Origin of the sequence: Ezakiella sp., assembly GCF_034180565.1 — a bacterium.
In the GTDB taxonomy this organism is placed as follows: Bacteria; Bacillota; Clostridia; order Tissierellales; family Peptoniphilaceae; genus Ezakiella.
In genome coordinates this window covers 41,740-54,007 of the sequence record NZ_JAXFOB010000010.1, presented here as the reverse complement: position 1 = coordinate 54,007, position 12,268 = coordinate 41,740, and the positions used below count along the sequence as shown (strand labels likewise).

Here is a 12,268-nt window from a genome sequence, read left to right as displayed (position 1 = left end):
AAAAAGACCCGTAGAAATAATTTTTCATAAAACCATTTCTATGGGTTAATTTTATGCATCTTGGTTCGCTTTTTTAAGACAGCTTGCGCAGACTTTTATTCTCTTAGGAGTTCCGTCTTCAACAATTCTTACTCTTCTTAAGTTAGGAGCCCAAGATTTTGCTGAATGTCTGTGAGAGTGGCTTACTTTTTTGCCAAACATTTTACCTTTTCCGCAAATTTCACATACTTGTGCCATTGGTAATACACCTCCTTATGATTAACATATATATTTTACAACAAATATTAATGTAAATCAAGTGTTTTTGGAATTTTTTTACTTGATAACTAAAAAAAAATGATGTATAATGATAATAGAATTAACAAAAAAGGAGAATTAATAATATGACTGCTACAAAAAGAACTGAATTCGGTTCAATAACTATATCAGACAATGCTATAGCAACTATTTCAGGTTTGAGCGTTATGGAAACATACGGGATAGTCGGAATGGCTGCAAAAAATGCCGCAGACGGATTTCTCGAAATGTTAAAATCAGACAATCTTACAAAAGGAATAAAGGTTAATTCCGAAGAGGAAGATTTGTCTTTGGATATATATATCATAACGCAATACGGAGTAAATATTTCCGTTGTTGCGGACAATCTTAAAGAAAAAGTTCGTTTCAATGTTGAAAAATATACCGGACTCAAGGTAAGTGAAATAAATCTTATCGTTCAAGGAATAAGAACCAATAAGTAGGAGGCGGCATGACTAATATTGATGTAGGCATGATGCGTAATGCGATAAAAAGTGCCATTAAAAATTTGGATGTAAATAAAGATATGGTTAATGCCCTCAATGTATTTCCGGTTCCTGACGGAGACACGGGCATTAATATGTTTCTTACAATAAAATCAGCGGGCAATTATGCTTTGGCTGAAGAAACAAACCACTGCGGAGAACTTGCACGTGCTCTCAGTAAAGGTGCTCTTATGGGAGCGAGAGGAAACTCGGGCGTTATTCTTTCGCAAATTCTCAGAGGATTTTATATGGGAGTTGAAGATTTCAAAGAACTCGACGTGAAAGCAATTAAACGCGGATTCGAATCTTCAAAGGAAATTGCATACAAGGCGGTTATGAAGCCGACTGAAGGAACGATTTTAAGCGTTGTAAGATATATGTCCGCTTTTGCCGTTTCAAACCAAAGCAAATTCAGTGACCCAATCGAATATCTTGAAGCGATTTATGCTGAAGGTGAAAGAGCGCTTGAAAAGACTCCGGAAATGCTTCCTGTTTTAAAAGAAGCGGGAGTTGTGGACTCGGGCGGAAAGGGACTTCTTGTTTTGCTGCGCGGAGCGATTGACGGTTTAAAGGGCGAAGAAGTTCAATATACGGCTGAAGTTGTAGAAACAAAGACACAGGAAGTTGTGTTTGACGAAAACATCAAATTCGGCTATTGTACGGAATTTATTATTCACACCGACAACACAGATCAACATGACGCCGACACGCTCAAGGAAGAACTTTTGAAATTTGGGGACAGCCTTGTTTGTGTTAAAGTTGAAGATATTATAAAAGTTCACGTTCATACGAACCATCCGGGAAAAGCTCTTGAGCTTGCACTCGAAAGGGGATACTTAACCGGAATCAAGTCCGACAATATGAGACTGCAAAATGCGGAAGTAAGACGTGCGCATGAAGAGGAACAACAAAAGAAATACGAAGCTTTGCAAGCGGAAGAAGAAAAAGCACCGCAAAAGGAATACGGTTTTGTTGCAGTCGCTTCGGGCGAAGGCATCATGAATGTGTTCAAAGATTTTGAAGTCGACGAAATAGTTTCGGGCGGACAAACAATGAACCCGAGCGTTGAAGATTTGACGAAAAAAATCGACAAGGTTAATGCAAAGAATATTTTTGTGCTTCCAAACAATTCAAACATTGTTTTGACAGCTGAAAAAGCGGCTGAATTTTCGGATAAAAATGTTATAGTGATTCCGACAAAGACGATTCCGCAAGGAATTTCAGCAATGATAAATTTCGATTTTGATTTGGATCTTGACGATGCGATTGAAACTCTAAACGAATCAATAAAAGCTGTTAAGAGCGGCTCAATCACATATGCTGTGAGAGATACGACCGTTTCAGGTAAAAAGATAAATCAAGGCGATTATATGGGAATTTTGGAATCGGATATTGTCTCTTCAAGCGACGATATATATGATACAATTCTTGAAACTTTAAAGAAGGGAATCGATGAAGACACATCCATCGTCACACTCTACGCAGGTGAAGAAGTGACCGAAGTTCAAATGGATGAAATTATAGAAAAACTTGAAAATGAATTTGATGACATTACGATTGAAGGCTTAATGGGTAATCAACAAGTTTACTATTATTTGATAAGCATTGAATAATAAAGGGCCGTTTTAGGCTCTTTATTTTTAATATGGAGAGATTTTTTGGAACTTAAAGACATAAAAAAAATTGGTCCGAAAAGACTTGAGGGCTTCCGAAAATTAAATATTACCGATATAAACGATTTGGTATTTTATTCTCCGAACTATTATGAGGACAGAAAAACTCTTGTGCGTGTAAAGGATTTGGATTTTGATAAGAAACAACTTGTGCATTTAAAAATTGTTGCGGGTCCGGCGAGACGAAAGACGGCAAACAATATGACGATGGTTTCGTACAATGCGACGGACGGCGAGAGACCGGTTGAAATTGTTTTCTTCAACCAAAGCTTTGCTGTTTCCTATTTTAAAAAGGGTCTTTCGTATTATATTTTTGGAAAGCCGAGTATTTACAACAACAGAGTGAGTTTTTCAAATCCGATTTTTTCGCAAGTGAAGGGCAAAGACCTTGGAGTTATAGTTCCGATTTATCCGCTTAATGCCGCAATCACAAACAAGATTCTTCGAGATTCGATAAAAACAGCGCTCGACAATTTTACGGATATAAAACTTTTGCCGGATGAAATTGTAAAAAAATATAATTTTTTGAGTATTAAAGCGCTTCTTCGAATGATACACTTCCCGGAAGACATTGAAAAGGCAAACTATGCGATAAAGTCGATGGCATATGTCGAGGCGTTCTTGTTAAATGTGATGAAATATTCAAATTTCAGCTTTACAAAAAAATCAAAGGGTAAAGTTATAAGGGACACAAGTGAAGAACGCGATTTTCTAAGGGGGCTGCCATTTCTTTTGACCGATGGACAAAAGGATGCGATTGTCGACATCAAACGCGATTTGGAAGCGGACTATTCGATGAATCGACTGCTTCAAGGCGACGTCGGTTCGGGAAAGACGGTTGTCGGACAATATATGGCGATAAAGACGGTCGCCGGGGGAAAGCAAGTTGCTTTTATGGCGCCGACAACGCTTCTTGCAGTTCAAAACTACGAGAAGCTGAAAACTTTCGCAGATAAATTTAATATGAACTGCGAGCTTTTAATTTCGAAGACAAAGAAAAAAGACAAAGAGCGAATTTATGAAGAGGTGCAAAACGGAAACATAGACATTTTGGTCGGCACGCATTCTCTTTTAAACGAGGATATAAATTTCAAGGACTTGGGCTCTGTTATTATCGACGAGCAACATCGTTTCGGAGTTAACCAACGAAACAATTTGATTGAAAAGGGAAACGGTACAAATGTTCTTGTTATGAGTGCAACTCCGATTCCGAGAAGTCTTTCCATCATTCTTTATGGCGATATGGACATTTCGGAGATAAAGACGATGCCGGAAGGAAGACAAAAAATTGACACATATGTGTTGACGGAAAAAGAAATGAACAGCATAAACGGTTTTGTTCGGCGCGAACTCCAAAACGGCAGACAAGCGTACTATGTTTGTCCGCTTATCGAGGAGAGCGAGAAGTCGGATTTAAATTCGGCGACGGAGTTATACGAGAGATTAAAAGATGAATTCAGCGGTAAAAATGTTGCACTTTTGACGGGGCGAACGGGCGACGAAGAAAAAGAGAAAATTATGACCGATTTTAAAGACGGTTTAATCGATGTTCTCGTCTCGACAACCGTTATCGAAGTCGGGATTGACGTTCCGAATGCAACGACAATTGTAATTATGAACGGCGAGAGATTCGGTCTTGCACAGCTCCATCAGCTTAGAGGACGTGTGGGGCGTGGACAATTTAAAAGCACATGTATTATCGCTCACAATGCAAAAAATGACGAAACATACGCAAGGCTTAAGACAATTGAAAGAAGTAACGACGGATTCTATATTGCGATGGAGGATTTGAAGCAAAGAGGTCCCGGTGAAATTTTGGGTCTAAGGCAAAGCGGTGCGCAAAAATTTAAATTTCTGGATTTTGAAACGGATTTAAATATTGTAATGAGAGCGAAAAATGATTTCGATGAATATATAAAAAATGCAAGCGAAGCGGAAGTGACGGAGCTTAAAAACAATGCGGAGCTATTGCTTGGAAAAATAGAAAGCGGTGTACTGAATTAATGAGAGTAATTTCAGGAAAGAACAGAGGAACAAAGCTTGTTGCGCCGGAGGGAATGACGACACGACCGACGGACGACATGTTAAAAGAAAATATTTTTAATTTGATTGGTCCGATAAAACCGGATTCGAACGTTTTGGATCTCTTTGCCGGCTCGGGGCAAATTGGGATTGAATTTTTATCCCGCGGGGCAAAGAGTGCGGTTTTTGTGGACAACAATATAAAGGCGATAAAATCAATAAAACAAAATCTTGAAAAAACAAAGCACACGGACGAAGCGAAGGTAATCAAATCAAGCGCAAACACAGCACTTTCAAGACTACGGGGAGAGAGGTTTGATTATATTTATCTCGATCCGCCATATGATGAAAAAAATTTTTTGCTTGAAGTGTTTAATATTATTGATAAATCTGATATAATAAAAATAGGCACGGAAATTATTATTGAAACGGTCAAAGATTTTTCAATTTCCAATGTGAATATAATAAAAGAGCGTGTGTATGGAAAGAGAAAAGTTTTAATTATCGGAGGTAATTATGATAGCAGTTTATCCGGGGAGTTTTGATCCTGTTACAAACGGGCATATAGATATTATACAAAGGGCGGCAAAACTCACAGATACTTTATATGTCGCGGTGCTTACAAATCCTTCTAAGAAACCGACTTTTACCGTTGAGGAAAGAATAAATCTCTTGAAGAAAGTTACAGAAGATATACCGAATGTTAAGGTTGAACCTTTCAGCGGTTTGCTTATTGATTATGCGGAAAAAATCGGGGCAAAAATCATTTTTAGAGGATTGAGAGCAGTATCCGACTATGAATACGAATTACAGATGGCACTTGCGAATAAAAAGTTGAAGGGTGACACGGAGACGCTGTTTATGGTTTCAAACTCGAAATATTCATTTTTGAGTTCAAGTTTGGTGAAAGAAATCGCAACATTTGGCGGCGATTTGACCGGAATGGTTCCGGATTTTGTTATAAGTGAAGTAGAGGCAAAAATAAAGAGGAGGTAGCTAAATGGATGTTTTAGAAATTATAGATTCCATTGAAGATTTAGTTGAGGGCGCAAAACCTGCATTTTTCAGTAACAAAGTTGCAGTCGGGAGAGAAGAAATTCTCGAACTTTTGAGTGATTTAAGGCTTAAATTGCCTGATGATATCAAACAAGCAACGTGGATTAAGGGCGAAAGAGAAAGAATACTTAATGAAGCAAGAATGGATGCAGACAAAGTTATAAATGACGCAAAAGTTGAACTCGGTCGACTCCTTTCGGAAGAAAGCGTTTTGATTGAAGCTAAGAAACAAGCGGCACAAATAATTCAAGCTGCAACTGAAAAATCCGTTCAAATTACGATGGGCTCAATTGAGTATACCGACAAAATTTTAAACGGCACTCAAGAAAATCTAAATAAAGTCATTGATACTTTAAATGACAACCGTCGTCAACTTGCAGAGATGGCTTCGGAAATCAAAAGAAATAATCAATAGACATACAATATTATTGCTCGATTTAAATCGAGCTTTTTTTATGCACTATTAGTTACAATTGGTTACAATTTTAAATATTTAATTGTATTTAGTTGCAATGAATTTATAAGAATGTTATTATAATAGTGACATTTATATCATTAATATATTCTATAAAATGTGAGGTGTGAAATGAAAAAATATGTATTATCAAAATTTCTAATGGGTTTTGTGACCATATCTTTCTCTTTCATTCTCACATTTTTTTTAATTAGACTCGCACCGGGCACGCCAATGAGAATAGTTGCAGGAAAGGAAAATCCAAATCCTGAACAAATCGAACATTTGACTGCAAAGTATGGACTTGACAAACCGGTTGGCGTACAATTTGTAAATTATATTAAAAATATGACAAAAGGCGATTTCGGTTTTTCATATCGAAACAATTTGCCGGTTCTCGAAGTTATAAAGAAACGCATAGCACCAACGCTCATGCTTTCTCTTACGTCGAATATACTTTCGGCGATAATTGGAGGCTTTATGGGCCTATATATCGGGAGACGGAAGAACAGTATACTCGATAAATCCATGAATTATATTTCATATATTATGGATGCGATTCCGGGTTTTTGGCTTGCAATGATAATGATTATGATTTTTTCTTCTAAACTCGGTTGGTTTCCGACTTCGGGAATGTACAACATCAGGGAAAGCTACACAGGCTTCAGGAAGTTTTTAGATTTACTCTATCACATGACGCTTCCGATTCTTACTATTGTATTAATTCAAACGCCTATTTATTTCAGAATTGCAAGAGCATCTGTTATAAACACTATGAATATGGGATTCTTAAAGACATTTAGAGCAGCGGGACTATCGGAAGGCGAAATTTTTAGAAAATATGTTATGAAAAATTCGCTCATTCCTATACTGACCACTTTCAGCATGTCACTTGCATTCACGATAAGCGGCGCGGCTCTAATTGAAATTGTGTTCTCGTGGCCGGGAATGGGGCGACTTATAATCGACTCAATAAACGGACGCGACTATATGGTTTTAAACGGACTCTATCTTATGATTTCAATTTCGGTTATTGTATTTACAATTTTTACAGATGTTTTATATGCAATTGTTGACCCGAGGATAAGGACGAAGTGATATGAAAAAGCTATTAAAAAAACCGGAATTTATAATCGGAACGACAATGATTTTTATAACGATTCTAGTGGCGATTTTTGCTCCGTTCATTGCAACGCATGATCCGATGACTTTGACGGACGACCTTTTGACTCCTCCGGGAAGAGAATATTATTTCGGAACGGACAATCTGGGGCGAGACGTTTTCAGTATGGCGATTTACGGCACGAGGGCATCTCTATATGTCGGAATTACCGCCGCAATCATCTCGACATTAATCGGGATAACAATCGGTGCAATCACCGGATATTACGGCGGACTTTTTGACAAAGTTGTATCGGAAATAATAAATATATTTCTTATGATACCTACATTTTTTTTGATAATTTTGTGCGTGTCGTTTTACGGCTCGGGAATTCGAAATGTGGTCATCGTCATCGCTCTTACAAGTTGGATGGGAACGGCGCGAATGATGAGAGCGCAAACCATGAGCATAAAGGAGCGTGACTTTATAAATTCGAGCATCTGTATGGGAGAGAGTGACTTCAATATAATTTTCAGACACATTCTTCCGCACGGAATTTTTCCTATAGTTGTCAATGCAACGCTTTCGATTTCGTCGGCGATTCTATACGAAGCTTCGCTTTCGTTTTTGGGTCTTGGCGACAGAACGATAGTGAGTTGGGGGCAACTTATTTACAACGGTCGCGCATATTTGACAAATGCTTGGTGGATTACAACTTTTGCAGGACTATTTCTCGTGTTTGTTGTCGTTGGATTTTCAATGATTGCAAATGGAATAAATAAAATGTTGGTGGACGAATCAAATGAATGATATCCTTTTAAAAGTTAGAAATTTTAATGTCTATTACAAATCAAGTGAAGGCGACGTTCACGCTGTCCGCGACGTAAATCTTGACTTTATGGAAAACACGTCCTACGGCATTGTGGGCGAGTCGGGCTCGGGAAAGACAACGCTTGTAATGGCGATTTTAAGACTCCTCGGGGCAGATGCAAAAGTCACGGGAGACGTGATTTACGAGGGAGTAAATCTAAATGATTTAAAAGAATCGGAGTTTAGAAAATATAGATGGACGGATTTTTCAATTGTATTTCAACAGGCGATGAATTTTTTAAGTCCGGTTCACAAAATCGGAAAACAACTCATTTCGATTTACACGGCGAACGGCCCGACAAAAAATAAAAAAGAAGCGAAAGAGCAGATTTTAAAAACTTTTAAAAAAGTAAATTTGACGGAAAATGTTTTTAATATGTATCCGCATGAACTCTCGGGCGGCATGATGCAAAGAGTTGCGATTTCATCTGCGATTCTTTTAAATCCGAAATTTCTCGTAATGGACGAAGCGACAACTGCACTTGATATAATAACGGAAGGACGAATTTTGGATGAGATAAAGCTTCTTGAAAAAGACAGAGATATGACACGCGTAATGATAACGCACGACGTTTCGGTTGTCAGCTCTTCGACAGAGAGGGTTATTGTAATGTATGGCGGACTTATTTTAGAAGAGGGGAAAGTCGGCGAGGTTTTTTTGAATCCATTGCATCCGTATACGAAGCTTCTTCTTGAGAGTTATCCGAAGATGAATGACGAGGCGAAATATTTGAAATCAATCAAAGGCGGACTTCCGGATTTAAAAAGTGAGTATCAAGGTTGCGTTTTTTATGACAGATGTCCATACAGAAAAGAAAGTTGCAGATTGAATACGCCGGCACTCGTTCGTCACGGCGACAGAAGTGTTGCATGTTTTTTGGCTGAGGGTGTTTTAGATGAATAAAGACATTATAAAAGTACGCAATTTAAAAAAGCACTATAAGACAAAAGACGGGATGTTAAAAGCACTTGACGGCGTCGACCTTTCGATAAAAGAAGGGGAGATCGTCGGAGTAATAGGCGAGTCGGGATGCGGAAAATCAACACTTGCAAAGCTCATTATCGGGCTTAATACTCCGACTGAAGGCGAGATTTTATACAAAGATAAATCCGTCGAAGAGTGGTTGAGAAAAGATAAACTTAAATTTAGACGCAACCTTCAAATGATTTTTCAAAATCCGTACGATGTTTTCGACAGCAAAATGAAAATTGAAGAAATTCTTTTGTCCCCACTTAAAATACACAAAATTGGACAAAATAAAAACGAGAGGCTGGACATTATAAGAGCGGGTCTTTCAAAGGCGGGTTTTAAAAATCCGGACGATTTTCTAAAGAGATATCCGCGCGAACTTTCGGGTGGACAGCTGCAAAGAATTTCTATTGTGCGCTCGATGCTATTAAAACCGAATGTAATCATTGCTGACGAACCGGTAAGCATGCTCGACGTTTCAATTCGGGCGGATATAATTAATATGTTGATAGACATCAGAGACGAGATGAATGTTTCGATGTTTTATATAAGCCACGATATTCCGACGACACAATTTTTGGTTCAAAAACTCGTTGTCATGTATCTTGGCAAAATTGTTGAATATGGACCGACGGAAATGGTTATAAATAATCCGTCGCACCCATACACGAAGGCTCTTATTTCGCACGTCGGCTCAATTGACCCGACACATAAAATTGATAGGATAAAACTTAAAGGGGAAGTGCCAAAACCGATTGGCACGGGCCCGGGTTGCTATTTCGAATCCAGATGCTACTGTTCACTTGAGAAATGCAGGAGAGAATATCCGGAATTTATCGAAATAGAAAAAGATCACTATATAAGCTGTTTCAATCCTGAAAACAGATATATATAATTTAAATTTCAAGGAGGATTTTATGAGATTTAACAAATTTTTAGCAGTTCTTTTATCTCTAATCATGGTTGCAACATTTGCAATCGGCTGTAAAAAACCGGCTGAAGAAAACAAAAATGATGCACCTAAAACAACAGAAGATACAACAGAACAAAACACAGACGAATCAAAAGATGACACAGATGCTGCAAAGGACGAAAAACCTGCGGACGGTATTCAAGAAGGCGGTACTTTCGTTATAAGTATGGCAAGAGAACCGGGTCAATATAACCCGTGTGCAACTGCTGACGATGCTGCATACCAAATCATCCAAAACGTATTTAATAAATTGCTTAAAATCAACGGAAACAATGAAATTATTCCTGATTTGGCTGAAAGCTATGAATACAAAGACGATGGAAAAACTTTGATTTTCCACTTACGTGAAAATGTAAAATGGCACGACGGCGTTGATTTCTCAGCAGACGACGTAAAATGGACATTTGACAAAATTATGAGCGAAAAAGGGTTTGCTTCAAACTCATTGTCAGATGTTAAAGAAGTAAACGTAATCGACAATAACACTGTTGAATTCAAACTCGAAGAACCGAATGCAGGTCTACTTGGATATATTGCATGGGTTGGAACATATATCATGCCGAAACACATTTACGACGGCACAGATTGGCTAGAAAATCCTGCAAACCAATCACCGATTGGAACAGGACCGTTCAAATTCGTTGAACAAGTTGAAGGCGAATCTGTAACACTTGAAAAGAACCCTGATTTCTTCGGCAAGGGACCATATGTAGATAAACTTGTATACAGAATTATTCCTGATGGAAACACACAATACCAAGCTTGGTTAAACAATGAAACTGACCACTCAATGGCAGGTGCACCGGCTGAAGAACTTCCTAAACTCGAACAAGATGAAAAATTCAGACTTGTTCCAAAGACATGGCCGAACAAATCATATATCTGCTTCAACATGGAAAGCGGAAAATTCACTGACCCTAAACTCAGAGAAGCTATTCTTTACGGAATCGACAGAGAAGACATCTTCAAGAAAGTTTACAAATCCCAAGGTGCAATTTCAAACTACTTCATTCCACCTGAATACAAATGGGCATTAAACGAAGACGTAAAGAGCCCGGACAGAGATGTTGAAAAGGCTATGAAGCTCATCGAAGAAGCAGGTTACACAAAAGATGCAGACGGATACTACTTCGAAACAACTATCGATACATTCCCGGGATGGGACGACTTCTGTGTTGTGCTTGCCGACCAATTGAAAGAAATCGGAATCAAGCTTACACACAACGGAATGGACGACCCGACATATGACGAAAAAGTTCTCGAAAAGAAAGACTTTGAACTCACAGTATTGGGCGGATACCAAGGACCGGACATCGCTTCAATGGGATCAAGATTCCAAACAGGCGGACCGATGAACTATGGTAACTATTCAAGCGAAGAAATGGACAAAGAATTAAATGCAGGAAACACTGCAACAACTTTGGAAGACAGAGCAGTTCACTACAAGAGAGTTCAAGAAATCCTTAGAGAAGACCTTCCGGTCGTATTTTTCTGGGACAGAGGAACTCAATATCCAATCAAAAACTACGTCAAAGGCTCACCTGCTGACGAAGCAAGAGAAGAAGTTTCAGAATCTGAATTCTCACAAGTTTGGATCGACGAAAGCTTGAAAAAATAATTTAATTTAAGGACACGAGAGTTTTCGCTCTTGTGTCTTTTTTGTTGTGGAAATTTTTATGATATAATAAATATACTATAAAAAATTAGCGAGGAATTTTATGAGAAAGATTTTAATAGTTGAAGATGAGAAGGATATTTTAAAAAGACTTTCAATGTTTTTGAGCGAACACAATTTTAATATTATCGTGGCATCGTCAATTGATGAAGTTTATGAAAAAACTGATGCTTCAATCGATCTTGCGCTACTTGATATAAATCTTCCCGATGGAAAGGGAGATGAATTGATTAAGTATTTTAAAGAACGGGATATTAGAATTATAATTACTACTGTAAAAAATGATTCAAATTTTATTGCTGAAGCTCTTGATAATGGGGTTGATGATTATATAACAAAACCGTTTGATTTAAATGTTTTGAGGGCGAGAGTTGACGCAACTTTAAGAACTGTTTGTGTTAGCGATGAGAATATTATTTTTAAAGATTTAAAAATGAACATGGATGAAGGGACAGTTTATTATAAAAACAGTCCAGTGAATTTGACTGCTCTTGAATATGGCGTGATTTCGCTTTTTATAAAAAATCCGAACAGAATATTTACACGAGAGCATCTTCTTCAGATTTTTTGGGAAGACAATGAGCAGTTTGTAAACGACAACACATTGACGACGACAATAAAGCGAATTCGAGATAAAACTTCGAAAGATCTTATTACAACTATTCGAGGAATTGGATACAGGATGGAATAA

13 protein-coding genes are annotated in these 12,268 nt (G+C 37.9%); 12 read left to right on the top strand and 1 reads right to left on the bottom strand.

The window, feature by feature from the left end; genetic code table 11:
* Nucleotides 1-51: 51 nt before the first annotated feature.
* A complete protein-coding gene (rpmB, locus tag SPI61_RS02105; RefSeq protein ID WP_321136488.1) occupies nucleotides 52-237 on the bottom strand; it encodes a 50S ribosomal protein L28 in 186 nt (61 codons plus the stop codon).
* A gap of 146 nt (nucleotides 238-383) precedes the next feature.
* Here rpmB and SPI61_RS02100 point away from each other — a divergent pair, with 146 nt between their 5' ends.
* The 12 genes from SPI61_RS02100 to SPI61_RS02045 all read left to right on the top strand — a co-directional run bounded on the left by SPI61_RS02100 (nucleotide 384) and on the right by SPI61_RS02045 (nucleotide 12,268).
* A complete protein-coding gene (locus SPI61_RS02100; protein ID WP_321136487.1) occupies nucleotides 384-740 on the top strand; it encodes an Asp23/Gls24 family envelope stress response protein in 357 nt (118 codons plus the stop codon).
* Between the two features lie 8 nt (nucleotides 741-748).
* Entirely contained in the window at nucleotides 749-2,395 is a 1,647-nt protein-coding gene (locus SPI61_RS02095) for a DAK2 domain-containing protein (protein ID WP_321136486.1), read from the top strand.
* A gap of 45 nt (nucleotides 2,396-2,440) precedes the next feature.
* Nucleotides 2,441-4,459 carry an ATP-dependent DNA helicase RecG gene (gene recG / locus SPI61_RS02090; protein WP_321136485.1) on the top strand — a complete coding sequence of 673 codons (2,019 nt, stop codon included), beginning with the start codon at nucleotides 2,441-2,443 and terminating at the stop codon, nucleotides 4,457-4,459.
* Nucleotides 4,459-5,022, top strand: a complete 564-nt coding sequence (gene rsmD, locus SPI61_RS02085; protein WP_321136484.1) for a 16S rRNA (guanine(966)-N(2))-methyltransferase RsmD — start codon at nucleotides 4,459-4,461, stop codon at nucleotides 5,020-5,022. The genes recG and rsmD overlap by 1 nt, the downstream gene beginning before the upstream one ends.
* Nucleotides 4,991-5,473, top strand: a complete 483-nt coding sequence (coaD, locus tag SPI61_RS02080) for a pantetheine-phosphate adenylyltransferase (RefSeq protein WP_321136640.1) — start codon at nucleotides 4,991-4,993, stop codon at nucleotides 5,471-5,473. Before rsmD ends, coaD begins: the two co-directional genes overlap by 32 nt.
* Nucleotides 5,474-5,477: 4 nt before the next feature.
* Nucleotides 5,478-5,948 (top strand): ATPase, encoded by a 471-nt coding sequence (locus tag SPI61_RS02075; protein ID WP_321136483.1) that lies wholly within the window; start codon nucleotides 5,478-5,480, stop codon nucleotides 5,946-5,948.
* Between the two features lie 171 nt (nucleotides 5,949-6,119).
* Nucleotides 6,120-7,085 (top strand): ABC transporter permease, encoded by a 966-nt coding sequence (locus tag SPI61_RS02070; RefSeq protein WP_321136482.1) that lies wholly within the window; start codon nucleotides 6,120-6,122, stop codon nucleotides 7,083-7,085.
* Between the two features lies 1 nt (nucleotide 7,086).
* Nucleotides 7,087-7,899, top strand: coding sequence for an ABC transporter permease (locus SPI61_RS02065; protein WP_311445477.1), 813 nt, complete (start codon nucleotides 7,087-7,089; stop codon nucleotides 7,897-7,899).
* A complete protein-coding gene (locus SPI61_RS02060) occupies nucleotides 7,892-8,863 on the top strand; it encodes an ABC transporter ATP-binding protein (protein ID WP_321136481.1) in 972 nt (323 codons plus the stop codon). Before SPI61_RS02065 ends, SPI61_RS02060 begins: the two co-directional genes overlap by 8 nt.
* On the top strand, nucleotides 8,856-9,824 hold the full coding sequence (locus SPI61_RS02055; RefSeq protein WP_321136480.1) for an ABC transporter ATP-binding protein: 969 nt from the start codon (nucleotides 8,856-8,858) through the stop codon (nucleotides 9,822-9,824). Before SPI61_RS02060 ends, SPI61_RS02055 begins: the two co-directional genes overlap by 8 nt.
* A 22-nt stretch (nucleotides 9,825-9,846) precedes the next feature.
* The gene (locus SPI61_RS02050; protein WP_321136479.1) at nucleotides 9,847-11,520 is read left to right on the top strand and encodes an ABC transporter substrate-binding protein; all 1,674 of its coding nucleotides are present in this window, start codon (nucleotides 9,847-9,849) and stop codon (nucleotides 11,518-11,520) included.
* 100 nt (nucleotides 11,521-11,620) lie between these two features.
* The gene (locus SPI61_RS02045) at nucleotides 11,621-12,268 is read left to right on the top strand and encodes a response regulator transcription factor (protein WP_321136478.1); all 648 of its coding nucleotides are present in this window, start codon (nucleotides 11,621-11,623) and stop codon (nucleotides 12,266-12,268) included.